Below are 24,893 nucleotides of genomic sequence, written 5' to 3' on the forward strand. Positions count from 1 at the left end.
GGTGCCCGGCGGGCACGAAGACGACCACCTCGCCGGGCCGGTTGAGGCCGCCGGTGGTGTCGCTGCCGGTCTCGCAGGCGATCCAGCGCGCGCCGTCCCAGACCTCCCAGGCCAGCGGCGGCTGGCGCGGGTCGACGCCGACGCCCTCCACCCGGCTGTCCAGCCGGACGATCAGGATGCAGCGCGGCACGACGGCGGGCAGGGCGAAGAGCATGGCGTCCCCGGCCGCCGGGCGCGGCTGGAAGCAGGGCACGTCCGCGCCGTCGGCCAGCCGGGCCGTGCCGTCGGACTGCTCGCCGGACGCGGAGACGGTGACCAGCCGCTCCAGCGAGCTGGGGACGATCGGCAGGTCCTCGGCGGTGGAGAAGACCACCGCGTCGTCGGTCTCGGTGCGCAGCGTGGAGACTTCGGTGCCGGCCCGCAGCAGGACCGTCTCGGACTGCGGGGCGGAGAGCCAGAAGTCGACCTCGGCCCGGGCCGCGGCGGGCGGGAAGAGCCGGATGCCGAGCAGGTCGAGGAAGGCCGCGTAGTTCTTCTCCGGGACCCGGTTCAGCCGGTAGAGCAGCTGGTCCACCAGGTAGGCGAAGGTCTCGATCAGGGTGACGCCCGGGTCGGAGACGTTGTGGTCGGTCCACTCCGGGGCGCGCTGCTGGACGTAGCGCTTGGCCTCGTCGACGAGTTGCTGGAAGCGGCGGTCGTCCAGGTTCGGGGAGGGCAGGGCCATCAGCGCACACCCCCGCCGACCGTGTCGAGGGCGTCCGCGCCCGGGTGCTCCGGGATGGTGTAGAAGGGGAACACCAGGTTGCGGCGGTCGTTGGTGGCCCGCACGGTGTAGTGGACGTCGATGTAGAGGGTGCCCTCCTCGGCGCTGTCGAAGGCGATCACCACGTCGTCGACCTCGATCCGCGGCTCCCAGCGCTCCAGGGCGATGCGCACCTCGCGGGCGATCCGCCCGGCGGTGGTGCTGTCGCCCGGGGCGAAGACGTACTCGTGGATGCCGCAGCCGAACTCGGGGCGCATCGGCCGCTCCCCCGGGGCGGTGCCGAGGATCAGCCGGATCGCCTCCGCGAGCTCCCGGTCGCGCTCCACCATGGCGATGCCGCCGGTGGCGTTCACCCGCAGCGGGAAGGCCCAGCCGCGCCCTATGAAGCTGCCACTCATGCTCAGCCCCCGATCAGCACGTTGAACGCGCCGGTGGTGACGGTGGCGCCGCAGGTGGTCCTGTCGCCCATGCGGGCCGCGGGCAGGCCGCCGATCAGCACCACTCCCCTGGTCACCGCGCCCGGGGAGGGCAGCACCAGGTTGCCGGGGCCCAGCGCCAGGTGCGGGGGGACGACGCAGGCGTGGACGGTGCCGACGACGGCGGCGGGGCGGCCGCCGATCAGCACGGTCGCCACCTTGAGGGCGCCCGGCGGCGGGGTGGTGAGGGCGCCGCCGTGGTCGGTCATGTCGCCGGTCCGGGCTGCGGGGGGCATCTGCGGTCTCCGTTTCCTGCGGTGCCCGGTGTTCGCGGGCACTCGCCATACTGCCATCGGTTCTTGACGTTCCGTCAGTCGATCGCCGGTCTGTCGCCGGTCGATCGGCGGCTCAGTTGATCCGGACGAAGGCCCCCTTGAGCACCGCCTCGGCGCCACCGTCCACGGTGACCGACGTCGTGCCCCGGACGGTGACCGATCCGCCGCGCACGTTCACCGCGCCGGTGCCCGCGTCCAGGGTGATGCCGGAGGAGGAGAGCCGTACCGTGCTGCCGGCCGCGCCGCCGAGGCCGTGGACGGTCAGCACGATCTCGCCGCGCTGCTGGTCCAGGCTGACCTCCAACTTCCCGTCGCCGCTGGCCAGGTGGACGCCGGACTTGCCGCCCGGCACGTCCAGCAGCTCCATCCGGTGGCCCGAACGGGACACCACCGAGCGGCGGTTGACCTTGCCGGAGGCCCCGTCGACCAGCGGAACGTCGTGCGGGGAGGGCCGGTCCACGCCGTTGTAGAGCCCGCCCAGCACGTACGGGCTGTCCAGGTCGCCCTGCTCGAAGCCGACCAGCACCTCGTCGTTGACCTCGGGGCTGACCACGCCGCCGCCCCCGGCGCCGCCCCACTGCACGGTGCGCACCCAGTCGGAGACGTAGGTGTCGTCCAGCCAGGGGAACTTGAGCTTCACCCAGCCGCGCTGCCCGCCGCCCGGCTCCCGGACGTCGGTGACCACGGCGACGGCCAGTCCGGGCATCCGGGGCCCGCGCGGCGGGGCGTTGCCTCCACTGGTCAGCCCGGCCAGCGAGCGGTCGGGCGCGGCGCTGACCACGACGGTGGTGCGGTAGCCGCGGAACGGTTCGAGCAGGTGGCGCACCCCGGTGGCGGTGTAGCGGCCGGAGAAGGCGGCGCCGACGTTGCCCAGCGCGACCGCGGTGCCCGCCCGCAGCCGCGGGTTGCCCTCGGCGACCACCTCCAGCTCGCCGAAGCCGGCCGCCACCGAGGCGGCCAGCGACCGGGCCGCCGAGGCGGTCTCCGCCTGGGTGCGGTACGGGGTGTCGGCGACGGTCAGCCGGGACTGGCCGGGGAAGGCGGAGGCCACCACCGAGGGGCTCATCCCCGGCTGCACGGTGCGGGAGGTCACCGCCGGCTCGGTGGCGACCAGGGCGCTCTTGGTGGTGACGTTCCAGCCGCGCGCCTCGACCGTGTCCGCTCCTCCGGCGCCGGTCAGCACGCCGCGCAGCTCCAGCAGGTTGCGGCCGTACTCCAGCACCAGCGGGTTCTGCGGCGCGGGGGTGGAGGGGGCCGGTGCGCCGGAGGCGGGGTCGGGCCGGACGAACTCCAGCCTCCCGTCGTCGTCCACCCGCACCTGGGCGCCGCTCTCCTGGGCCAGGAACTGGAGGAACTCCCAGTCCGGGACGTTCGCCTGCGAGAGCTGCTGGTGGACGACGGGGAAGGAGTCGACCTTGCCGCAGGTCAGTCCCGCGCCCGAGGCGACCTGGCGGACGATATCGGCGGTGGTCATGTTCCGGAAGGCCTTCACCCGGCGCCCGCGCATCAGCCGGTGGGTGACCGCCGAGGCCCGCACCACGGTGTACGAGCCGGTGGTGTCCACCTCCAGCTCCAGCGCGGTCACCTCGCCGGTGAACAGCCGCGCCCGGGTGTTGCCCTGCACGGTGACCACGGACACCTTCAGCGGGGTGCCGATGGTGATCCCGGTGGCGGAGAGGAAGGTGTGGTCGGCGTCCCGGAAGGACAGCACCGCGGTGTCGGGCAGGCCGACGCTCTCCTCGATGTCGCAGGAGACCAGTTGGGTCACCCAGATCGGCGGCAGCGGGCCCGGCGCCTCGACGACGGGGTCGGCGGCGAAGGAGCGGCCGCCGCGGGCCTCGGGAGTGGTCATGGCCGTCCGCCCTGGGTGGGTTCCTGGTTCCGGGTGTGGCTCTGGGTGTGGCTCTGGGTGAGTTCCTCGATGCCCGGCACGATCAGCTCCGCGCCGGGGACCAGCGCCAGCGGATCGTCGATGTCGTTGGCCTCCGCGATGGCGCGCCAGGCGGTGGCGTCCCCGTAGGCCCGCCAGGCGAGCATCGGCAGGCTGTCGCCGGCGATCACCCGGTGGGTGCTGCGGGCCTCCGGCGAGCCGGAGGTCGGGTTCTGTCCGGCCGGGTCGACGCTCGCCTCGTCGATGGTCAGCGAGCAGACCGCCCGCAGCGGCTTCCCGTCGACGTCGAAGAGCGAGTAGGTGACCGAGAGGCCGGTCAGCACCCCGTTGAACGACGTGGTCTTCAGGGTGCCCCAGTCCAGCCGGATCCACGGGCTGGCCGGCGTCTTGCGCGCCAGGCTGGCCGGGGTGGGCACGCACGCCGTCATCAGCTGCTCCACCGCCCGCTCCACCGAGTTGTCGTGGGTCGCGGTGGAGTCCAGGAACACGTCGAGGGAGAGCGAGCGCGGACCGCTGCCGACGAACTCGGGCAGCGCGGACTCGCCCGCCATCCGGGACGGGGTGCGCCGCCACTCGGTGGTCTTGCTCAGCACCAGGGTCGCCGGGTTGAACTGGAGCCGGAGCTGCGCGAGCGTGCCGCCGGGCTGGGCGCCGACCGTGGACGGCGGCTCCATGATGGTCAGTTGGGCCCGGGTGACGCTGGCGGGGACCGCCGGGGACATCCTGGTGCTCCTTCCGTGGGTCGGGCTGTGGGGTGGGTTCCGTGGATCGGGTGGGCCGGGCCGGCCCGGTGAGCCGGGTGTGCGGGGGTCAGGAGGGGCGCAGGCCCGCGTGGGCGATCTCCAGGGTCTCCATCGCCGCCTGGGAGTTGGCGGGATCGAAGGACGGCCCCTCCCAGCGCACCGGGACGATCCCGAGCACCTGCCAGCCGACGATCCGGCTCAGGTCGGGCCGCAGCGCCACGATCTCGCCGTCCTTCGGCTCGACCTTGCGGACGATCTCGGACAGCCAGCGGGCGATCTTCGTGGTGTCGGCGGTGACCGCGCGGGTCAGCGTGATGTTCGACCAGGTGATGCGGCCCGGCAGCTGCCAGGCGAAGCCGTTGTTGCCACCCTCCGCGTACTGCTCGATCTCGACCTGGGCGCCGAGTCCCGAGCAGGTGGTGAAGTCGCCCAGGTCGTTGCCGCCGATGGTCAGGCTGAAGAACACACTGGACGCGAAGATGTTGTCGGTCATCGCTTCTGCTCCTTGCTTCCGGTCACGTCGCTGCTGCGGCCTGCTGCCGGCCGTCCGCCTGGTCCACGCTCTGGTCCGCGGCCCCGGCCCGCGTCGGCCGTTCCGCGGGCCGGCGCGCGGTCCGGCCTCCGGTCCGGGCCGGGCTCAGCGGCGCATGTCGTACGGTTTGCCGCTGCGCTCCCGGCCCCTGCGCAACTCGGTGCGCAGCAGCCGGCCGACAGGTTCGACCAGGCGGCGGGCCAGTTCGTCGAGGTCGGCGGGGTCGGCGCGCCGCTCGGCGCCCGGTCCGGCGGGGGCCTTGCCGGGGGTGCTCGCGGCGGGCGGGGTACCGGGGGTGGCGGTTCGGGCCGGCCCGGCGAGCTGCACCGTGGTGGGTGTGCGCGCGGGCACGGCGGTCATCGGCACCCCCGTCAGGCCGGTCTGCTCGGCCACCCGCTGCAACAGCCGGGCCGTGGCGGGCGACGGCGGTGCGGACGGCGCGGGCGAGGCAGCCAGGGCCGACGGGGCGGACGGGGCGCCGGTGGCGTGCCCGGCGGGCAGGGCCCGGGCCACGACGAGCGCGGGCGCGGACGTGGGGACGGACGCGGGCGCGGGCGCGAGTGCGGTGGCGGGCTGCGGGCCCGGTGCCCGGCTCGTTCCCGCCGGGCCCGCGACGGCGGGCGGCTGCATCCGGGACGGCTGCGGAGGCCGGGGCGTGGCCGACAGGCGCTGGACCGACGGGGCCGCCACCGGCCTGAGCCGGACGACCGGCGGGCGCGGGGCGCTCGCCGCGGCGGACGGCGAACCGGGGGCGCCGGGGTTCGCGTGCCCACCGGACCTCGGCGTGGCGGACCGCTGCACGGCCGGGAGGCCCGCGCTCGTGGCGCCGGACCGCCGCGGCGCCGCCGGGACACCGGGGTTCAGGACTGCCGCACGGGGCTGACCGGGCAGGACGCGCGGTGGGCCCGCCGGTGCGGGCGCGGCCGGGACGGCGGCAGGTGCCGCCGGGCCTCCGGCCGCTGACGGGTGATCGACGACGGTCGGGTGCCCGGCCGCCGTCCGTCGGACCGGCCGTGCCGACGGGCGCCGGGAGAACACCCGTTGCACCGCGGCCACGACCCCGCGCGGCACGGCCGCCCCCGGGGTGGAGGGGCGCTCCGCGCGGGGGGCCGACTCCCCGGCTGCGGCACCGCCGCCTCCGGAGCCGGTGCCCGGCGAGCGCCGCGCCTGCGCACCCGAACGGCGCGGAGCGGCAGCGGCCGGTGCAACCGGCGCGGCCGGCGCCTCGCCGTCCGGACGGGACACGAGCGCGTTGGGCCAGGCGGCCCGGACCACGGGTGGCGTCGGCGCCGACCCGGCGCCTCCGCCGGAGGGAGCGGCGGCAACGGGCGCGAAGGGTGCCGGCGGAGTGGCGAGGGCGACCGTCATCCGGCGGTCGCCGAGCAGCCCGCGCCGCTGACCGATGAGTCGAACGGCTCGCTGCACGCCCAGGCCGCCGGAGGACCGGCGCGCCGGAACCGTCACGGGCACCACCGGACCGTTGCCGCCGCCGAGCGGGGCGCCCGCCGGGCGCGTCCCGGGACCGGTCGGCTGCGCGGCGGCTCCCGGCCGCCGCTCCGGGCCGCCGCCGGACGGCGACGCGGCGGAGGCACCCGTCGTCCCCTGCTGGGCGTCGGAGGGCGCCGGGCGTCCGGCCGCCGGTCCACGAAGACCGCGATCCGCACCGGCGTGCGCGCTGCGGCCACCGGCGGTCGGAGTACTCGGGCCGGCGGGGATGGTCGGGACGGTCGGGGTGGCAGGGATGCTCCGGCCGGGCGGGACGGCCGGACCGGCCGATCGCCCGTCATCACCGCTCCGGACGGCGGACGTCGCCTCGGCCGGGCCGTCGCCGGGGCTCCGGGTGGCGCGCTGCACGGGCAGCCCCTCACCGGCCACCGGCGAGGCAGGGGCAGAGGCTGCGGCGGGGGCGGCGGCAGAGGCCGCGTCACCCGTCGCCGGGGCCGCGATCCGCCGGACCGGTCGGCGCCCGCCGAGCAGCGGAGCGGTGCCCCCGGCCACGGCCGCCGTCGGCGGCAGCGCGTCGAGCGGCGCGCCCAGGCCCCCGCGCGTACGGGCGGGGGTCGGGTCGGGCGGGAGCGGTGCGGCCCGGTCGGGGGACGGCGTCGAGGACGGTGCGGACGTACCGGCCCCGGGCAGGGCGCGCTGGACGGGCGCGCCCCCGGCGGACCCGTGCTCGGGGCCGGAGGGTGCCGGGCGAGCGGATGCCGGGCGGGCGGGCTCGCCGGCCGTGGCGGTGCGTCGGGCGGCGCCGGCGACGTCCCGGCCCCCGCCTCCGCCCCCGCCTCCGGCCGGCCGGCCATCAGCCGAGCCGCCCGTGCCAGCGTGGGTGGACCCCGCGTCGGCGGGAACGACGGGCATGGCCGGCCCGGCCGGCCCGGCCGGCCCGGCCGGGCCGGCACCGGAGGCCCGGGGGCTGTCGACGGCCAGAGGTGTGGCGTTCGCGGGCAGCGCGGTCAGCGGCGCGCCGAGAACCGGGCGGGCGGGTGCGGCGGCGCGCTGGACGGGGGTGCCGCCGGTCGGCCCGTTCGGTGTGGGCGCAGGGTTGTCGGCCGGCCCGCGCCGCGTGGGCGCGGGGTTGTCGGCCGGGCCGGGCCCCGGTCGTTCGGCGGCTCCGCCGCTCGCGGACGGGCGGCGCGGGCCCTCGGCCGTCTCTTCCGTCGTCGCCGCGGGCCGCGGCGCGCCCGCACCCCGGCTCGCCGGTTCGGTGACGGCGGCCGGCGCCCTGACCTGCCCCGGGACGGCCGCCACGGGGCGCGCGGTCAGCAGGCCGGGCCGCCGCGCCACGACCAGCGGGGCCCCGACGGGACGCGGCCGCACCGGCCGGTCGGCCCGGACCGCCGAGTCGTTCGGGCGCGGGGAGGCGGCGGCCGCTTCGGGCGTCGCCGCACCGAGCGGGCCACTGGCGGCCTGCGGCCCTTCGGGCTTCGGTGAACTTCCCCTCACCGCAGCGGACTTCGACCCTCCGGGTACGGACGCACCGGGCGCCGCCGTGCCGGGTGTCGCCGCTGCGGGCCTCGGCGCACCGCCGTCGGCGCGCTCGGCCGCCTCGCGCGGGTCGGCCCCGCCCGCGCGGGCCGGGCGCGGCCCGGACCGCACCGGAAGCCGTCGCAGCCGGACGGACCGCTGGACCGGACGCGCCTGACGCGCCGGCCGCGCCGCGCCGGACTGCCCGTTCTCCGGCGCCTCTTCGGCACCGGCCTCGCTCGGGACGACCGGCATGACCGGCACGACCAGCTCGTCCCCGCCCGTGCGGACGGGGGCCGGGGCGCCCGGCCTCGCCACCGCCCGCAGGATGCCGACCGGGGCGGTCGGCAGGACCGCGTGGCCGAGCGGACCGCAGAGCGAGGGGTCCTGCCAGGCGGTGAGCCGGGAGCGGAACCTCAGGCCGTCGCTGACGCCGTGGGCCGCCCCGGCCAGGGTCGGGACCAGCGGCGCGACCGCGCGCCAGCCGCCGTCCCCGGCCGCCGGGCGCCGCCGAGCGGCCTCGCCCGTGCCCCGGGCCGCCTCCGTGTCGCCGGAGGCGGCACCGGAGGCGGCACCGTTAGCAACGCCCTCGCCGCCCCTGCGGCGGCCGATCCAGTCCCGAAGCCCCACCCGGCTCACCCGCCTTCGCTGATGCGGGTGTTGAGCCGCGCGATCTCCCTGACCCACTGCCCGCGTTCACGGTGGGTCAGGTCGAGGATGTCCTCCCGCTGCCAGTGGAAGTGGAAGGCGATGTACGCGATCTCCTCGTACAGCCGAGCAGGCGCGTACGTCACGATTCCCCCAGGCGCCCACCGGCGAGGTCGACCTCGAAGGCGCCGTCGCAGTGCGGGCAGGTCACCGCGGCGCGCGTGTGGCCTTCGCTGTTGATCCGCTGGTAGAGGTCCTGGAGGAAGGCCACGTCGGTGGCGTACATCCGCTCGACGACCCCGGCGTGCACATCGGTGATGTCGCCCAGCCTGGTGATCACGTGGCTGAGCAGCACCACGCTGAGGTACGCCGGGTTCTCCTTGACCCGCAGGTCGATCTGCGGCATGAGCTCGTCGCGAGCGGTGGCCAGGCGCATGGCACCGTGCCGGTGCACGGTGCCCTCGTCGTCGACGTAGCCGAGCGGCAGCTCGAACTCGAACTCGGTGTGCGGCGCCCGCGCCCGGGGCTGCGCCGCCGCTGCCGCCGGGGCCTGCTGCGGCGGCGCGGTGTTCTGCGGGGCCGGAGCCCGTTCCAGCAGCTCCTCCAGGCCGATCTTCCGCCTCACTCGACCGAGATCTCCTCGAACACGATGGTCACGGTCTCGGTGGCGGCGCTGGACTCGCCGGCGCTGAGGGTGGGGCCCTCCCAGCGGCTCGCCCAGGCGTTGGTCAGCTGGATGCGCCGCAGGGTGGCACCGGTGGTGTCCTTGACCTCGATGGTGAGGTTCTGCCGCGCGGTGTTGATCGCCCCGTTGTTGAGGGTCTCCTTGATCCAGTCCGTGAACGCGCCGCTCTTGTCCAGGCCGCGGGTGATGGTCACCTCGCCGGGGAGCCGGGCGCCGGGCTGCTTGCGGACGATCAGTTTGCCCTCTTGGGTCACCTGCTTGTACTCGACGACGTCCTGTTCGACCGTCAGGTTGCTGATCTCCTTGACGGACTCAACGTTGTAGCCGCCGAGTTGAACGCCGAAGATATGTGTGGAGAGCGGATCGCCTTCAGCCATGGGTTTGTGTCACCTTCCGATGCGAGGGGTGCCGAGGAGTGGCGCCGAGGGGTGTGGTGCCGACCGGGCCGGTCACTCGTTGACGAGGCTCGTGCTGTCGGAGAACTGGGACAGCCGGAACACCACGAACTCGGCGGGCTTCACCGGGGAGACGCCGATCTCGCAGATCACCTGGCCGAGGTCGATGGACTCCGGCGGGTTGTTGTCGCGGTCGCACTTGACGTAGAAGGCCTCGGCCGCGGTCTGCCCGAACAGGGCCCCGCGCCGCCACTCCTCGGTGAGGAACGCGGTGATGTTCCGGCGGATGCTGGACCACAGCCGGTCGTCGTTGGGTTCGAAGACCACCCACTGGGTCCCCAGGAGGATCGACTCCTCCAGGTAGTTGAAGAGCCTGCGCACGTTCAGGTAGCGCCACGCCGGGTCGGAGGAGAGGGTGCGCGCGCCCCAGATCCGGATGCCGCGCCCGGGGAAGGCCCGGACGCAGTTGACGCCGATCGGGTTCAGCAGGTCCTGCTCGCCCTTGCTCAGGCGCAGCTCCAGGTCCACCGCGCCGCGGATGACCTCGTTGGCGGGCGCCTTGTGCACACCGCGCTCGGCGTCGCTGCGCGCCCACACCCCGGCGACGTGCCCGCTCGGCGGGACCAGCACGTTGCGGCCGCTCGCCGGGTCGAACACCTTGATCCACGGGTAGTAGAGCGCGGCGTAGCGGGAGTCGAAGCCCGCCTCGTCGTTGCGCCAGGTGCGCATCCGCTGGGCGTTGAGGCCGGGCGGCGGGTCCAGGACGGCGATCCGGTCGCCCATCTGCTCGCAGTGCGACATCACCGCCAGCTGGACGGTGCGCAGGCCCTCGTCGTCGAGGTCGCCGCGCTGGTAGGCGCTCATCAGGTCGGGCACCGCGACCATGGTGATCTCGTCGATCGCCTCCAGGCCGCCGAAGCCGGTCCGGGCGGCGGCGTCGCCGACGTACTCGGCGGGGTCGAGCCGGCCCACCGGGGCCGCGGCCGGCGCGGGCGCGGCGGCCAGGGCGTGGGTGCGGCGCTCGGGGCGGCTCGGCGCGGTGCCGGGCTGTTCGGCGACGGCGACCAGCTTCGACTCGCGCAGCTGGGTGACGACGTAGCCCTTGGTGCTCTTGCGGGTCGAGACGTCGTAGGTCTCGGCGACCTCCGTGCCCCGGCGCACCAGCAGCCGGAAGCGGTCCTCGGGGACGTTCTCCCCCTCCGGGTCGGCGACCTCGACGGACACCTCGGCGCCCGCGCCCGGCCGGGCGGAGAAGAGGAACCCGGCGATCTCGACGGGCGGGGCCGCGGTGACGGCGGGGGCGGCGCCGGGCGCCTGCCGGGCCGGGTCGCCGACCCGCACCACGTAGGCGGAGCCGCCGCCGTTGGCGAAGAAGCCGTACACCGAGTGCGCCAGGTAGGTGCCCTCGGTGAAGCCGCCGAACCGCTGGACGTACTGGTCCCAGTTGGTCACCAGTGTGGGCTCGTGGAAGGGCCCGGTCTCGGCGAAGCCGACGAACGCGGCGACGGCCGTGCCGACGCCCTCGATCGGCCGGGCACCGGACTGGACCTCCTCCACGTACACGCCCGGGGTGAGGTACGACGGCATACGCGCTCCTTCGGCTGGTCAAGCATTTGCGCCGGTCATTCGCCCCCGAGTCTGCTGCCCGGACGTCACCCGGAAACATGTCCGCGGGTCCCGGACCGGGGGCAGGAACCGCTGCCCCCGGCGGACACCGCCGGACGTCCGCGCAGGCGCCCCGGACGTCCCGGGCTGCCCCCGCCGACCGTCCGCGCCGCCCCCGCCGCCCCGGGGGCGGTCAGCCGTGCCCGGTGTCCCCGAGCGCGCCCAGCCACGGCCCGAACTCGCTCGCCAGCACCAGCCGGCCGAGCTTGCGGTACTCGCCGACCACCGCGGAGACCAGCTGCGCCATCCCCAGCGGAGCGCCCGTCCCGGCGGCCAGATACGCCGCGGAGACCGCGCAGGCCCGGATGGAGCCGCCGGTGAGCTCGAAGTTCCGGGCGCAGAAGTCCAGGTCGAGATCGTCGCCGCGGGGCACCAGCGGCCCCAGGCAGCGGTCCCAGAGCAGGCGACGCTGCGCCACGTCCGGCAGCGGGAACTCGGCGATGACGTCCAGCCGCCGGGTGAACGCCTCGTCGAGGTTCGCCCGCAGATTGGACGTCAGCACGGCGATCCCGTCGAAGGACTCCATCCGCTGGAGCAGGTAGGCCGTCTCCACGTTGGCGTGGCGGTCCCGGGAGTCCTTGACCTCCGAGCGCTTGCCGAACAGCGCGTCCGCCTCGTCGAACAGCAGGACGCCGTTCACCTGCGCGGCCTCGGTGAAGATCCGTTCCAGGTTCTTCTCGGTCTCGCCGATGTACTTGTCCACCACGGTGGAGAGGTCCACCACGTACAGCTCCATGCCGAGTTCGGCGGCGACCACCTCGGCCGACATCGTCTTGCCGGTGCCGGACTCCCCGGCGAACAGGGCGATCACGCCGTTGCCCCGGCCGCCGCCCGGGCGCATCCGCCACTGCCCGAGCACCTGGTCGCGGTGCCGGGCGCGCAGCACGAGCTCGCGCAGCCGGCCCGCGGTGGGGGCGGGCAGGACGAGGTCGGACCAGCCGACCGCGGGCTCGATCCGGCGGGCGAGCCGGGCCAGTCCGGCGGCGTTCTGCGCCCGTACCGCCGTGCGCAGGTCCTCGGCCCGGACCGGGCGCCGCTCGGCGGCCGCCGTCCGGGCCGCGACCGAGGCGGCGCGGGCCAGCTGCTCCTGGTCCAGCCGGTAGGCGGCCACCGCCTCGGCCAGCTCCTCCGGCAACTCCTCGCCCGGTTCCTGGCCCGGCCCCTCGCCCGACTCCCCACGCGGCTCCGAAGCACCCGGCTCCGCACCCAGCGCGCGGGCCCACTGCCCGGCCCGGTCGCGCGCGTCCGGCGGCGGGACGGTGAGCACCACCGGGCTCCGCGCCGCCCAGACCGGGTCCCAGACCTGCGGGCCGTGCACCACCAGCGGGACACCGGCGAGTTCCGCGCACAGCTCGCGCAGCAGCGCGGCCCGCTCGGGCCGTTCGGGTTCGAACCGGTCCAGCGGTCCGAGCACCACGCCTCCCCCGCCCAGCCGCGCCTCACGGGCGAGCACCCGTACGGTGGCCTCCGGCGGGCGGGCGGCGAGCGCGGCGGCGTCGACCACCAGGGGCGGCGGGCCGTCGGCCGCGAGGGCGGCCACCGCGAGCGGGCCGGCGTGCCCGCCCCGGTCCAGCAGGTGCACCAGGCCGCCGTCCGCGGCCAGGACGCGCAGCTGTTCGAGGGGCCGGTGGGAGCGGCGCCCGGGCCCGGCCCGGCGGGCCAGCCCGGCGAGGGTGCCGTCCGGCTCGTCGTCGCCGAGCAGATGGGCCGTCACCCGGTCCGGGACGCGCAGGGTGCGGGAGAGCAGCGGGCGGTCCGGCTCGGTGATCTCCAGCAGGCCGCCGGCGATCAGCGGGGCCCGGACGGAGAACCGGAAGCGGCCGGCGCCCGCCCCGGGCAGTCCGCACAGGTCGAGGGCCAGGCCGATGGTCGCCCGGCGGCGGGTCAGGTCGTCGTTGAGGTAGCCGTAGAGCTGCTCGAAGCGGGGGTCGAGGTCCGGGGCGAGCGCCACCAGCAGCAGGTCGAGGTCGACCGGGAGCAGCCCGAAGGCGGCGCTGAGCCGCCCGAGCCGGGAGCCGGGCGGCGGCGCCGGGCCGTCGCCGGGGTCCGGGGCGCTCCGGTGCACCGCGGCGGAGGCCGCCAGGATGCGCTCCACCGCCTCCGGGCCGAGGTACTGGCCGCGGTACGGGTCGTCCGGGTCCGGGTCGTCGGCCCGGCGCTCGCGCACCGCGGCGCGGACCCGCCGTTCGACCCGGTGCAGCCGCTCCCAGAGCTGGTCGGGGGCCGGACCGAACGGTGCGCCGTCGTCCGGTCCTGACGGCCCGTCGTGGGTCGGACCGGGCGCTGCGCCGTCGGCCGCCGAGGCGGCCTCCGGGGCCCGGTCGAGGTCGAGGCTCATCGCGCCCTGCCCCGGGCCCGGCGGCCGGGCGGCAGCCCGCGTTCCCGGGGCGCGGCGAAGCCGTCCGGCCCGGGGTCCCCGGCGCCCTGGTAGCGCAGCCGGCGGCCCGGGCCGTCGGCGGGCGGCGGGCCGGCCGGGGCGGTGGTGTCCCCGGCGTTGGCGGTGTCCCCGACGGTGGTGATGTCTCCGGCGTGCAGCACCAGCCCCTCGGTGACCGGCGGCCCGGCCGGGCTGCGCCCGCCGGGCAGCGGGGCGAGCACCCGGAGGTCGACCGAGGGCCGCAGCTCCCCGCCGAGCGAGGACCAGACGTCGGACACCGACGGCAGACCGGTGTCGCGCCCCGCGATGTCCAGCCCGACGGTCAGTCCGAGCTCGGCGAGCGTGCCGGTGAGCAGCCGGGCGGGCAGCGTGTCGGTGGCGGTCAGGCACTGCAGCACCTCGGCCAGCAGCCGGTGTTCGTCCTGCGGCCGGTTGGTCCAGGCGGTGACCAGGTAGGCCAGCTCGAACCAGCGGGGCGCGGGGCGGTGGCCCGTCACCAGGCCGTCCGCGTCGTACTCCGCGACGGCGCCGGCCTGCCGGCGGCCGGTGTCCTCGCGCAGCCCGTACAGGTAGACGCTGACCGTGGGCGCGTTGCGCCGGGCAGCGAAGTCCCGGGTGGGCGCGTCGAAGACCACGTCGATCCCGCGCTCGGGCAGACCGGTCTCGGCAAGCAGCTGTCGCAGCGCCTCGTCGACCTCGTGGATCACCGCCGCTCCACCTCCCCGGGCGGGCCGATGCTGCCCTCCACCACCAGGAAGGGGCAGGTCACCGGCGAGAATCCGGGGCCCTCGGCGGTGATGGTGCGCGGGCCGGTCTCGTCCTTGGGGAGGATGAGCAGCTGGCCGGCGAAGGTCCCGTCGCCCTTCGGGCGGGTGGGCGCGGCCGCGGCGGTGAGGCCGGGCTTCCAGGTGAACCGGACCGGCGCGCCGGGCGGGAAGTCCACGCCGCGCACCGAGGTCACGAAGCCGGGCTTGCCGATCGGCGGCACCGCGACGATGCGGGGCTGGAGGATGCGCAGCGGGGTGCTCGCCCGGTGCGGTCCCGGGGTGGCGTCGGTGCCGGTGGTGGTCAGTTCCGCGGTGATGGTGGTGTCCAGCGCCGCCACGGGCGAGAGCACCACCCGGACCACCGCGCTGCGGCCCGGGGCCAGGTCGCTCACCGTGCAGGTGCCGTTCCGGCAGCCGGGGGGCAGGGCCTCGGTGGGCACTCCGGCGGGCAGGCCGAGGGTCAGGCGCAGGCCGGTGGCGAGGGCCTGGCCGGTGTTGCGCACCGTGTAGCTGACGGTCACGTGGCCGCCGACGTAGCCGGGGTTCGGCTGGGCGTCGACCGCGACCGCGGGGCCGGCCTGGGGCGGCGGGGCGGGTGCCGGGGGCGGCGGCGGTGCGGGGGTGGAGGTGGGTGTGGGTGTCGGGCTGGGCGTGGCGGTCGGGCTGGGCGTGGGTGTCGGGCTCGGGGTCGGGCTCGGCGAGGCGGTCGGCGACGGGGTGGGGGTCGGTGACGGGGTCGGCGGCTCCAGCACCGGAAGGAAGGTCCGGGCGAAGTCGTCGTCGGGGTTCGGGTCGACGACCGTCCCGGTGACGCTCCAGCCGAAGTCCGGGACGCCGGGCCGGGTGCCGGTCAGGGTGGCCTTGATCCGGACCACCTGGCGCGGGGTCAGGGTGCCGAGTTCGCAGCGCAGCGCGGCGGCGTCGCACGATCCGGTCGGGGTGGTCAGCCTGTCGAGCCGGGCGCCGGTCGGCACCGAGACGGTGAGGGCGGTGCCGGGCGAGGGCGCGGGGCCCTTGTTGGTGACGGTGACGGTCACCTCGGTGCTGCCGTCGACGGGGACGGCCGGGGTCCGCTCGGGCACGCTGACCGCCAGGTCGACGGACTGCTGGACGGCCGGCTCCTTCTGGCGCCCCGGCAGCCGCCAGTCGAGCTCGGTGAGCTGGGCGGTCGCGAAGTCGTAGACCTTGAGCCCCTCCGGTGAGCTCGGCGGCGCGGCGCGGCGGGAGGTCAGCACCAGCTGGGCGCTGTTCGCCGTCCAGGCGACGTCGCGGGGCTGGAAGGGCCCGGTGGTGGGGCGGTCGGGCAGCGGCCGGGTGCAGGCGCCCTGGCCGAGCCCGGTGGGCACGACCACCGTGCAGCCCTCGCCGGTCGGCGTGGTGACCACCACCCCGTCCTGCTGGTTGTTCCCGCCGTCACCGGCCTTGCGGTTGAAGGCGATGCGGCGGCCGTCGGGGGCGAAGGCGGGACTGTCGTCGATGACGTTGCAGTTGCCCGGGCAGGCCGTCCGGCTGAGGTCGGTCTGCCGGGTGAGGTCGTCGGCGGCGACGGTCCAGACGTGCAGGTTGCCGGCGTTCTCGTTGACCACCGCCGTCCGGGAGAAGGCGATCAGCTTGCCGTCGGGGGACCAGAACGGCTGGCCGTCGGAGGCGCCGCGCTGACCGGCCGGCGGCTGCACGGTGCCGACGATCCGCCCCGTGGCCATCTCGGCGATCAGGACCCGCCCGGGCCGGGCCGGCTGGTCGCCGCTGGCCGGGGCGCTGCGGCTGAACACGATCAGCCTGCCGTCCGGGGAGATCGACGGGTCGGTGTCCCGGTCGTTCGGGCCGCGCCCGGCGAGGTTCATCGGCTGCGGGTTCGCCCCGTCGGCGTCGGCGAGCCAGATCCGCTGGATCCGTCCGGCGGGGCCGTCCTCGTAGCGGGTCACCACGATCTGCCGGCCGTCGGGCGTGTAGGTCTGGCGCTCGAACCACGGGTCGAAGCCGGGACGGGGGTGGAACAGCGGGTCGGCGCCGGGGTCGGTGCTGGTGTTGCTGCCGGCGGCCGGGTCCTCCCGGAGCACGCTGATGCCGAGGTCGCGCGGGTCGCCCCCGTCGGGGCGGACGTCCTGGACGTCGGCGACGTTGGCGCCGGCGGCGCTGGTCTGCTCGACGACGGGGCCGCCCTCGTTCTGGGTGCCCAGCCAGGCCGGTGCGGCGATCAGCCGGTTGGCGCGGTAGAGCAGTCGGGGCGCGTCGCAGTTGCAGGTGAGCGCGCGGTAGAGGTTCACCACCGGCGGCTGGGACGGGTCGGGCTGCGGGCTGGGGTTGTTGGGGTCGAGCAGGTCGGCGCTGAGGAAGAGCACACCGGTGCCGTCGGCCATCCAGGCGGCGGAGCCGGTCTTCCAGGTGGAGCCGGTGCCGGGGAAGAAGGCCTTGTCGCCGCCGGTGGGCGAGGTGAGCATCAGGGTCCGGCCCTGGGCGCCCTGGTCCCAGGTGTAGACGATCTCGTTGCGGTGGGCGTCGTCGTTCAGCGGGTTCCAGGTCGGGTCGACCGCGTCCCCGCTGGTCACGTTGGTGACCTTGACCGGGGCGCCGCCCTCGAACGGCCGCAGGTAGATCTGCCGGTGATCCGGTTCGCCGGCGCAGGAGTACGCGATCCACTTGCCGTCCGGCGAGACCGTCGGGTGGGTCTCGTCGGCCGCGCCGTCGGTGATCCGGCGCAGTCCGCTGCCGTCCCGGCCGACCGCCCACAGGACCTTCTGGGGACTGCCGCCTCCGGCGCGGGGCTCCAGCGACTCGAAGACGACGCCCTTGCCGTCCGGGGCCAGCGCGGGATGCGCGGTGTCCATGCCGGTGGTGAGCCGGCGCACCGCGCCGGACGCGTCGCGCAGGTACACCTGGGGCAGCGGGCCGTCCCGCAGGCTGGTGAAGACCAGTTCGTCGCCGCGGGCCGACGGGTCCTGGTCGAAGTGGACCGGTCCGGGCCCGAACAGCGGGGTGCTGGACTCCGCGCCGGTCACCTTGCCGAGGCCGCGGTGGTTGGTGCCGGCGAAGACGATCCGCCCGGCCGCCGGGTCGACCGCGGCCACCGGGGCGGCGGTGACCTTCCCCCCGGGGGCGGCGCCGGCCAGGGTCGCCAGGGCCGCCGCGAGCGCGAGCAGCACCGCGACGGCGGCCCGGGCCGGCCGCCGGACGGAGCGGGGGGTGGCGGTGGCGCCGATCACGCTCGACCTCACAGGTTGCAGGGGCGGTCTGCCCGCAGTCTCCCCGCCGAGGGCGCGCCGCGGGAGAGCCCGGGCACCCTCGGCGGGGGAAACAACCGGTGTCCCCGAAGGGCAGCCGGCCCGCACCTCGCGTGAGAAGTCGGCCGGGCCGACTTCCCGTGCGCCCCTCCGCCGCCACAGTTCAGTCGAACCGGATGTGCCGGACCCCTGTCCAGGCCCGGCGGACGCGCCCCCGGAGAACGCCCTCGGTGTTCGGAGCGAGCGTCAGCCCCGAAGCGGCGGCGATGCGGTCGGCCACCTGGGCGACCGTCAGCCGGTCGGTCCACACGTGCTGGGCGAACTCCTCCTCGCGCAAACGCTCCAGGCACAGGTCCAGCTTCGACACGGCGAAACTCTCCCGGCGCAGCGGGGCGTCCTTCCCGGCGACGAACTGCACCACGTGCCCGAAACCGCGCTCACGCAGCCGTCGCAGCACCGTGGCGCGCTCGGCCAGCAAGGTGAAGTGGCGGACGTCATGGCCGCGTTCCCGCAACCGGCCGACGGTCTCCCGGAAGTACACCGGCTCCACGACCGTCATCGGTGCGATCACCACACCGTCGTGATCGGTGAGGACTCGGTCCAGCACGTCGACGACACCTTGCCGCCAGGCGGGAAGATCCTGGAAGTCCCCGCGCATCGACGGCGGCATCATCCGGTGCAGGCCGAAACCCACGTGCTCGGGGTCGCAGACGACACTGCCGGGAAGGCGCCACCGGATCTCGTGCGCGGTCTGAGTCTTGCCGGCGCCGAACGGGCCGTTGATCCACAGGAGCATGCGGAGACCCTAGCTCCGCCCGGGAGCGCTCCGCCCGGGAGAGCCGGCCCATGGTCAGTAGCTGTAGTGGGGCCAATGCGGATCGTCCCAGCGGTCGGGCCCGGTGAGGCCGATCAGTCTCAGACGGTGAAGCAGGTCCTCCGGTGCGTTGTGCGCCCTCAGCCGGGCGGGGGCGTGCCGGGTGAGCCAGGCGGTGAGCACGGCCACCATGGCGTCCTTGTCGTGCCAGGTGCTCCAGGGGAGCTGGTCGACGAGCAGGTCGTAGTCCCACGCGTCGACGGCCTCCGCGAGGTTCCGGTCGGCCGTCGGATGCTCCAGCGCCTCCCAGACGTCGAGCCAGGGGCTCAGTTCGCCGGACGCCTCGACGCACAGGACGAGGGTCCCGCGCGCGTACGCGAGGGGGTCGGGAGTGACGAGGCTGTGGGCCCAGAACGCGTGCAGGAACTCCCGCACTGCCGCGGCCTGCTCCCGGGGCCACTCCTGCCAGCGCCCGCGGGCCAGCGAGAGACCGATCTCGTCCTGGTACCGGGACGACTCGGACCGGCTGTCGACGACGGCGCGCGCGAGCTGAGGCAGGACACGGCGGAGCACCGAGCCGTGGTCGCTCCAGTCGGGGGCCTGCCAGGTCCGCCGGAGGAGGTCGGGATCGAGTCGCACGCCCGGCACCTTGAGGAGGGCGAGCTCTTCGGCACTGCCCCAATGGCACTCGCAGTTGTGCTCCTCCGGGCGCGCGGTCGCCCCGCGGAGGACGAGAGCGAGGCCCTCCAGGGCCGCGTCGAGGCGCAGCTCCGCACGTCGGACGTACACGTCGGTCATCGGCGTTCGCCTTCAGGACTCCGCCGACCTGCCCGTGGCGAAGATCACTACGTTACCGGTCCGCCGGTCGGCCTGACCAGCCCAGGATTGCCTCCTCCCACCCCGCTTCCGATCCGGGCCGGTTGCCCACCGCGCTCCGGTGGTACCAGGCGGCCTTCCCCGGCCCGGCAGTGGTCGATGAACGGCGGGCGGTCCACCCGCTCGAAGCGGCGCAGCAGGAAATCGGTGAACGCGGCGGCGGTCTCGAACAGGCGAAGCGCTCGCGTCGCTCACCTGCCGCGGTCCGGGCCGCAGATCGGCGCGGGGCGGTCATCGGGTGACATCGGCCGTCCTTCGTCCCGAACCGGACCTCGGGCAGGTCGAGCACGACGCGGATCTTCTCCTCCGGATCCGCCCAGGGCTGGGAGGTCTCGCGGATCTTCCTCCCGAGGTTCCAGCGCTCGGTGGCCGGATGCGAGAGACAGAAGTGCCCGTTGATCTGCGTCGGGGCGTAGGCGTCGACGACTGCCTCGCAGTCCTCGGGGAACCCGGTGCCGATCTCGGCCTCCGACCCGGCCCGGCCACCCCCCGGCTGAAGGCCGAGGTGCGTCTGACGGCCTTGGCAAGAGCATTGAGAAGTCTGCTGCGCAGGAAGTCGGCGGGGTCGACTTCCCGCGCATGCCTCCGCCGCCCGGCGGGTCCGGCCGGGCGGCGTGGGCGGGGTGGGGCTTCAGGCCACGGGTTGGCGGTCCTCGTTGCGGTCCCGGTCGGCGGCGGGGGCGGGGGTCGCGATGGGGTCCGGGCGGTGGGGCATCCGCAGGACCGCGACCGCACCGAGGCCCACGACGGCGATGGCGAGGAGCAGGAGGAGAGGAAGGACGAGGTCGATCAGGAGTCGCACGGGGCCTCGGCCTTGTCGTAGTGGCGGAGGATCGCGAGGAGGTTGAGGACGGTGCTGGCCGGAGCGGCGCCGAAGCGGACCAGGACGCGGCCGTCGACCACCCGGTCCGTGGCCAGGGCGGGCCAGATCAGACCGAACTTGCGGCCGCGGGAGTGGAGTTCGTCGAGCAACGAGGCGACCTCGGGCTCGGTGTAGGTCCGCATGATCGCGTCGGCCGGCCCGGTCGGGCGGCGGTGGTCGGCGGTCACGCGGCGGCGTCCAGCTCGAACCAGCAGGACTTCCCGGACTTCCGGGGCTCCGTACCGAAGCGGTCGGTGAGGGAACGGACGAGGCGCAGGCCCCGGCCGGAGACCCCGAGCAGGTCGGAGCCGTCGCGCTGGATCGGGACGATGGGGCTCCCGTCACTGACGGAGACCCGGAGGACGTGGTCGAGCACCGCGATGACGACGAGCGGCGCCGCACTGCCGCCGTGGCGCCAGGCGTTGACGAACAGTTCGAGGAGTGCGAGTTCGGCATCGGCGACCAGGTCGGGCTTCCACCCGGCGCGCGCCGTGGCCTCGCGCAACTCCTCGCGCGCGGCCGACCAGTCAGGGGGGAGTCCAAGGGGAGACACGAAGGAACCTCCGTGGGGGGTGAAGTGGATCATTCGTCGCCAGACCCCGGCAGATACGCCCGAGGAAAGGCGAGGTCACAGGCCGATGCATACGCAGCGCACATGACCCGCTACGCTCAGCATGGGGCCTATGCGATGCACAGCGCAACTCCGCTATCAGAGTTCGCATATATGCAAATCGAACCTGAATTCGGCTGCCTTGACGGCCAGTTGTTGGTAGCGCTGGCGCCCATCACGCGGGCAAACTGGTCAACTGACAGCTCAGGAGGGGACACCATGGCAGTCTCGACCGTTCGCCGGCGAAGGCTCGGCGGCGAACTGCGGAAGCTCCGTGAGGAACGGAAGCTCACCGCCGAGGTGGTCGCGGAAGCCACCGGGATGAGCCAGCCCAAGCTCACTCGGATCGAGACCGCCCACACCGCAGCCAAGATCGAGGACGTCATCAAGCTCCTCGACTACTACGGATGCGACGACGAGGACTATCGAGCCGGATTGATCGCCATCACGAAGGACGGAAGCAAGCGCGGCTGGTGGCTGAGCTATCGCGACGTCATCAACGCCACAGCGAACGACCTGATCCTTCTGGAAGCCGACGCCACTACCTACCGGACATACGAGCCCGCCTTCATTCCTGGTCTCTTCCAGACCCCCGAATACGCGCGCATCATCATCGAGCGCCTGCGCAACCGGTCTGGTGGGACCGTCGAGGACCTGGTCCAGGTCCGAATGGCGCGCCAATCCATCCTCACGCGCCCGAACCCCGTGCAGGTATGGGCCGTCATCCATGAGGCGGCCCTCTGCTCGAACACGAACCGCCCCGAGATCATGGTCCCTCAGCTGGAGAGGCTGCTGACCCTCAGCGGTCTGTCCAACGTCAACATCCAGGTCATGCCGATCGGCGCGGCAGTCCACCCGGGAATGTACGGAGCGTTCACGCTCATGGGGTTCCCGCAGCGGAAGGACCTCGACGTCGTCCTGGTCGAAGGAATGATGAGCTCCTTGTGGGTCGAGGACCCAACCGACGTGGAGCTCTGCAGGTCGAACTTCCAGGAGATCACAGCAGAAGCCATGTCCGTCGACTCCTCGCTCGCCTTCATCACCGCACAGAGAGACAGGATCAAGTGACCCAGCCGACCTTCAAGAAGTCCAGCTACAGCGGCGGAGACGAGAACTGCGTCGAGGTTGCCATCCCCGGCGGGCCGGTCTCCTACATCCGCGACTCGAAGGACCCTTCCGGCCCCGCTCTGGCCTTCGACCGCGCGGCCCACTCCTCCTTCATCGCCGCCCTCGCCACCGGGGAATTCGACTTCGGGCTGCTCTGATCACCGAAGAGAGAGACAAGCTCACATGCCCATATCCCTGAACCACACCATCGTTCCGGCCGTCGACAACGAGGCGTCAGCACGATTCTTCGCCTCCGTCATGGGCCTCGACTACCAGGGCGCCGACCGGCACTTCGCGCCGGTGCGGGTCAACGACTCCCTCACCCTGGACTTCATGACCGTCGAGAACCCGGCCGGCCATCACCTGGCCTTCGACGTGGACCCGTCCTCCTTCGACGGGATCCTCGCCCGGCTCCGCGAGGCCGGCGTGCCCTACGGCAACGACCCCCGCGAGCCCGGCAATGGTCGGATCGACCACCCGTTGTGCCCTCGCGGCCTGTACTTCACGGATGACGCCGGGAACCTCTACGAGGTCATGTCCCCTCAGTAGGGCCCCGCTCCACTCGGTGCCTCGCCCGCCCAGCAGGCCGGGCGAGGCACCGCGGCCATCAGATCAGGCCGCGCCGCATCGCGTACCCGACGGCGTGGGCCCGGTTGCGCAGGCCCAGGCGGGTGATGATCTCGTGCAGCACGTTCTTCACCGTCCGCTCGGAGTACGAGGTCTTGGCGGCGATCTCGCTGGTGTCGAAGCCCTCCGCCACCAGCTTCAGCATCTCCGCCTCCCGCGCGGTTAAGGTCGAGAGGGTCAGGCCCCGCCCGTCCAGCATGGTGCGCTGGAGGATCCCGATCCGGTCGAGCAGCTCTCCCAGCAGGTCGCCGGGCATCACGCCTTCGCCGTTGGCGAGGGCCGTGATCAGGTGCACCAGCCGGTCCTGGTCGGCCTCGGAGCGGCGCAGCACGGCGGCGACCCCGTTCTCCACGATGGTCTGCAGCCCGCCGGCCTCGAAGTGCCCCACCACCAGGCCTATCCGGCCGGTGGTGGCGAGCCGCAGCCGCCGCAGGTGCTCGGTCACCGTCTCCGTCAACGAGTCCACCACCAGCAGGGAGACCTCGGCCTGCCCGGCCTCGCTCTCGCTCAGCAGCTCCACCTCGGGCCGCTGGCGCAGCTGTTGGACCACGCCGGTCTGCAGGATGAGGTCCTCCGCGTAGACCGCCACCCGCACCTGGCTCGGCCTGCCGCGCAGTTGGGCGGGTACGCGCGGGACGGTGGCGCCGGCGGGCTTCGATGCCACCGTGGTCCGGCGGGCTGTGACGACTTCCTCACGGGTTGTATCGGTCGACGTCATCGAACTGCTCCATTCTGCAAGTGCCTGCGAGGGTGACGGCCGGGCACCGCGAAGCGGTGACGGCCGGGGGCTTGGGTGCGGGTCACGCGGAGCCGGGCCGGGCCCGCGACGGGACCGGGCGGGGTCTCCGGTCGGTCCGTACGGGCAAGGGGTGTGGCCCCCAGCTTGCCCGTACGGCCCTCTTCTCCGGAGCGGTACGGCCCTACCGTCACGCTATGACCACATCCGCCGAACTCGGCCTGCCAGCATTGACGGTGGCCCCCGGTGGCGTGGCCACCACGACCCTGACGGTACGCAACGATCTTGACATCGTTGAGGCTTACACGTTCGAGGTGGTCGGCGACTGCGCCGGCTGGACGAAGGTGGAGCCGGCCCGGGTGTCGCTGTACCCGGGGACCTCCGAGACGGTGACGGTCCGGCTGGCTCCGCCGCGCTCCCCCGCCACCCGGGCCGGCGAGTTCCCGCTCGGCATCCGGGTGCTGCCGGTCGAGCGCCCCGACCTGGTGACGGTGCCGGAGGCCACGGTCACCGTGACGCCGTTCCAGGAGCTGCAGGCCGCGCTGGCCCCGCGCCGTCGCCGCGGCTGGCTGCGCGGGCGCTACCGGGCCTCGGTGCGCAACCTCGGCAACGCTCCCACCGGTGTGACGTTCACTCCGGGACAGGCCGGTGAGGACCTGCGGTTCCGGGTCACGCCGGAGAAGCTGCGGCTGGAGCCCGGCGAGTCCGGGGAGGTGCGGGTGCAGGCGCGCACCCGCAAGCTGATCTGGTTCGGCAAGCAGGCGACCTGGCCGTTCGAGGTGACGGTGGGCCCGGAGGAGCGGGCGGACGGCAAGGACGACAAGGGAGGGAAGGACGCGAAGGACGGCAAGGACGGGGCCAAGGCGCCGGAAGCCGCACCGGAGACCGCGCCGACGCCCGTCCAGAAGCCGGTCCTGGACGGCGAGTTCCTCCAGTTGCCGATCTTCCCGAAGTGGCTGCTCGCGCTCCTGGCGGCGCTGATCGCGCTGCTGCTGGCCTGGTTCGCCCTGGTCCGCCCGGCGGTGCGCAGCTCCGCGAAGCAGGCGGCCGAGAAGGCCGTCGCCCAGCAGAACGCCACTCCGGCCCCGCCCGCCGGCGTCCCGGCCGGTGACACCCCGGGCAGCCCCGCCAACGGGAGCACCCCGGGCGGCCAGACCAAGCCGGGCGCCGGAAAGCCGACCACCGGCCCCGGCAGCCAGGGCGGTCCGGGTCCGGGCGGCCTGGCGGTGCCGGGGACCGGCCAGCAGAGCTCCGCCACGATCGACGTCGTGACCGAGAACGGCGCGGCCACGACCGGCAGTTACCAGGTGCCGCACGGCAAGGTCTTCGACATCACCGACCTCGTGGTCGCCAACTTCCAGGGCGACCAGGGACTGGTGACCATCACGGCCGGCAACAAGACCATCACCACGATCGCCTTGGAGACCTTCCGCAACCAGGACTACCACTGGGTGACTCCCCTCCAGGTCCCCGAGGACCAGGCCGTGACCGCGAGCGTGACCTGCGAGGTGCCGGGCACCCCGGCCTCGGGCAAGCAGGCGCCCACGTGCCACGAACTCCTCAACGTCAGCGGGACCCTGAGCGACATCCGGCAAGGAAACTGAACGTTTCCGGTCCGTTCGTCTCCGAGTTCCCGCTCCCCCCGCATCTCCCCTCACATCCCGTGACCATGTCAATACCCGACGGACACTGTTGCATCGTGCACCCGTCCGAACCAAACCGACCCGCCGGTAACCGGCTCTGATCTGTCCCTTGAGGGCAACCGGCCTGGCCCCTGAGGGCAACCGGGCCTCCCCTACGGGCGGTTCGGGGTGCCCCGGCCCGGGAAAAGCCGAACGCCGGTCCCCGCCCAACCAGGG

At 74.5% G+C, this 24,893-nt stretch carries 24 protein-coding genes; 4 read left to right on the plus strand and 20 right to left on the minus strand.

Annotated elements, in window-relative coordinates; all coding sequences use genetic code 11:
- The 19 genes from ACFVHV_RS36440 to ACFVHV_RS36530 form a co-directional block, all read right to left on the minus strand.
- Window positions 1-724, minus strand: a 724-nt coding sequence (locus ACFVHV_RS36440; protein ID WP_380357237.1) for a putative baseplate assembly protein, incomplete at its 3' end; no start/stop codon positions are given.
- Window positions 724-1,161, minus strand: a complete 438-nt coding sequence (locus tag ACFVHV_RS36445) for a GPW/gp25 family protein (protein ID WP_359897843.1) — start codon at window positions 1,159-1,161, stop codon at window positions 724-726. The genes ACFVHV_RS36445 and ACFVHV_RS36440, both read right to left, overlap by 1 nt.
- Window positions 1,162-1,163: 2 nt before the next feature.
- The gene (locus tag ACFVHV_RS36450; RefSeq protein WP_380357240.1) at window positions 1,164-1,475 is read right to left on the minus strand and encodes a PAAR domain-containing protein; all 312 of its coding nucleotides are present in this window, start codon (window positions 1,473-1,475) and stop codon (window positions 1,164-1,166) included.
- Between the two features lie 112 nt (window positions 1,476-1,587).
- Window positions 1,588-3,366 (minus strand): VgrG-related protein, encoded by a 1,779-nt coding sequence (locus ACFVHV_RS36455; protein ID WP_380357243.1) that lies wholly within the window; start codon window positions 3,364-3,366, stop codon window positions 1,588-1,590.
- Complete coding sequence (locus ACFVHV_RS36460; protein WP_359897846.1) at window positions 3,363-4,127, minus strand: LysM peptidoglycan-binding domain-containing protein; 765 nt, start codon at window positions 4,125-4,127, stop codon at window positions 3,363-3,365. The genes ACFVHV_RS36455 and ACFVHV_RS36460 overlap by 4 nt, the downstream gene beginning before the upstream one ends.
- Before the next feature lie 88 nt (window positions 4,128-4,215).
- The gene (locus tag ACFVHV_RS36465; protein ID WP_359897847.1) at window positions 4,216-4,641 is read right to left on the minus strand and encodes a phage tail protein; all 426 of its coding nucleotides are present in this window, start codon (window positions 4,639-4,641) and stop codon (window positions 4,216-4,218) included.
- 144 nt (window positions 4,642-4,785) lie between these two features.
- Window positions 4,786-5,310: a hypothetical protein gene (locus ACFVHV_RS36470; protein WP_380357247.1), complete on the minus strand. Its 525-nt coding sequence runs from the start codon at window positions 5,308-5,310 to the stop codon at window positions 4,786-4,788.
- 2,969 nt (window positions 5,311-8,279) lie between these two features.
- Complete coding sequence (locus ACFVHV_RS36475; RefSeq protein ID WP_359897849.1) at window positions 8,280-8,438, minus strand: DUF6760 family protein; 159 nt, start codon at window positions 8,436-8,438, stop codon at window positions 8,280-8,282.
- Entirely contained in the window at window positions 8,435-8,917 is a 483-nt protein-coding gene (locus ACFVHV_RS36480; protein ID WP_359897850.1) for a hypothetical protein, read from the minus strand. The genes ACFVHV_RS36475 and ACFVHV_RS36480 overlap by 4 nt, the downstream gene beginning before the upstream one ends.
- Window positions 8,914-9,354, minus strand: a complete 441-nt coding sequence (locus ACFVHV_RS36485; protein ID WP_030290301.1) for a phage tail protein — start codon at window positions 9,352-9,354, stop codon at window positions 8,914-8,916. The genes ACFVHV_RS36480 and ACFVHV_RS36485 overlap by 4 nt, the downstream gene beginning before the upstream one ends.
- 72 nt (window positions 9,355-9,426) lie before the next feature.
- Window positions 9,427-10,959 carry a phage tail sheath family protein gene (locus ACFVHV_RS36490; RefSeq protein ID WP_359897851.1) on the minus strand — a complete coding sequence of 511 codons (1,533 nt, stop codon included), beginning with the start codon at window positions 10,957-10,959 and terminating at the stop codon, window positions 9,427-9,429.
- 211 nt (window positions 10,960-11,170) lie between these two features.
- Window positions 11,171-13,375 (minus strand): ATP-binding protein, encoded by a 2,205-nt coding sequence (locus ACFVHV_RS36495; RefSeq protein WP_380357252.1) that lies wholly within the window; start codon window positions 13,373-13,375, stop codon window positions 11,171-11,173.
- Window positions 13,372-14,121: a DUF4255 domain-containing protein gene (locus ACFVHV_RS36500; protein ID WP_380357254.1), complete on the minus strand. Its 750-nt coding sequence runs from the start codon at window positions 14,119-14,121 to the stop codon at window positions 13,372-13,374. Before ACFVHV_RS36500 ends, ACFVHV_RS36495 begins: the two co-directional genes overlap by 4 nt.
- Window positions 14,118-17,396: a hypothetical protein gene (locus ACFVHV_RS36505; protein ID WP_380357256.1), complete on the minus strand. Its 3,279-nt coding sequence runs from the start codon at window positions 17,394-17,396 to the stop codon at window positions 14,118-14,120. The genes ACFVHV_RS36500 and ACFVHV_RS36505 overlap by 4 nt, the downstream gene beginning before the upstream one ends.
- 169 nt (window positions 17,397-17,565) lie before the next feature.
- Window positions 17,566-18,198: an AAA family ATPase gene (locus ACFVHV_RS36510; RefSeq protein ID WP_359897856.1), complete on the minus strand. Its 633-nt coding sequence runs from the start codon at window positions 18,196-18,198 to the stop codon at window positions 17,566-17,568.
- A gap of 54 nt (window positions 18,199-18,252) precedes the next feature.
- Window positions 18,253-19,014, minus strand: coding sequence for a hypothetical protein (locus ACFVHV_RS36515; RefSeq protein ID WP_359897857.1), 762 nt, complete (start codon window positions 19,012-19,014; stop codon window positions 18,253-18,255).
- A 709-nt stretch (window positions 19,015-19,723) separates the two neighbouring features.
- Entirely contained in the window at window positions 19,724-19,894 is a 171-nt protein-coding gene (locus ACFVHV_RS36520; RefSeq protein ID WP_380357259.1) for a hypothetical protein, read from the minus strand.
- Entirely contained in the window at window positions 19,882-20,142 is a 261-nt protein-coding gene (locus ACFVHV_RS36525) for a hypothetical protein (RefSeq protein ID WP_380357261.1), read from the minus strand. The genes ACFVHV_RS36520 and ACFVHV_RS36525 overlap by 13 nt, the downstream gene beginning before the upstream one ends.
- A complete protein-coding gene (locus ACFVHV_RS36530; protein ID WP_380357263.1) occupies window positions 20,139-20,507 on the minus strand; it encodes an ATP-binding protein in 369 nt (122 codons plus the stop codon). Before ACFVHV_RS36530 ends, ACFVHV_RS36525 begins: the two co-directional genes overlap by 4 nt.
- 276 nt (window positions 20,508-20,783) lie before the next feature.
- Here ACFVHV_RS36530 and ACFVHV_RS36535 point away from each other — a divergent pair, with 276 nt between their 5' ends.
- Genes ACFVHV_RS36535 through ACFVHV_RS36545 form a run of 3 tightly spaced genes read left to right on the plus strand, consistent with a single transcriptional unit; the run spans window position 20,784 to window position 22,220 of the window.
- A complete protein-coding gene (locus ACFVHV_RS36535) occupies window positions 20,784-21,632 on the plus strand; it encodes a helix-turn-helix transcriptional regulator (protein WP_380357266.1) in 849 nt (282 codons plus the stop codon).
- Window positions 21,629-21,829: a DUF397 domain-containing protein gene (locus tag ACFVHV_RS36540; protein WP_380357268.1), complete on the plus strand. Its 201-nt coding sequence runs from the start codon at window positions 21,629-21,631 to the stop codon at window positions 21,827-21,829. The genes ACFVHV_RS36535 and ACFVHV_RS36540 overlap by 4 nt, the downstream gene beginning before the upstream one ends.
- A 25-nt stretch (window positions 21,830-21,854) precedes the next feature.
- Entirely contained in the window at window positions 21,855-22,220 is a 366-nt protein-coding gene (locus ACFVHV_RS36545; protein WP_359897863.1) for a VOC family protein, read from the plus strand.
- Between the two features lie 58 nt (window positions 22,221-22,278).
- On the opposite strand, the gene ACFVHV_RS36550 is transcribed toward ACFVHV_RS36545, so the two are convergent.
- Window positions 22,279-23,016, minus strand: coding sequence for a LuxR C-terminal-related transcriptional regulator (locus ACFVHV_RS36550; RefSeq protein ID WP_359897865.1), 738 nt, complete (start codon window positions 23,014-23,016; stop codon window positions 22,279-22,281).
- 215 nt (window positions 23,017-23,231) lie between these two features.
- Between ACFVHV_RS36550 and ACFVHV_RS36555 the strand changes: the two genes are divergently transcribed.
- Window positions 23,232-24,638: a hydrolytic protein gene (locus ACFVHV_RS36555; RefSeq protein WP_380357270.1), complete on the plus strand. Its 1,407-nt coding sequence runs from the start codon at window positions 23,232-23,234 to the stop codon at window positions 24,636-24,638.
- The last annotated feature ends 255 nt before the right edge of the window (window positions 24,639-24,893 follow it).

It is taken from the genome of Kitasatospora sp. NPDC127116 (assembly GCF_042677365.1).
GTDB lineage: Bacteria > Actinomycetota > Actinomycetes > Streptomycetales > Streptomycetaceae > Kitasatospora > Kitasatospora lactacystinica.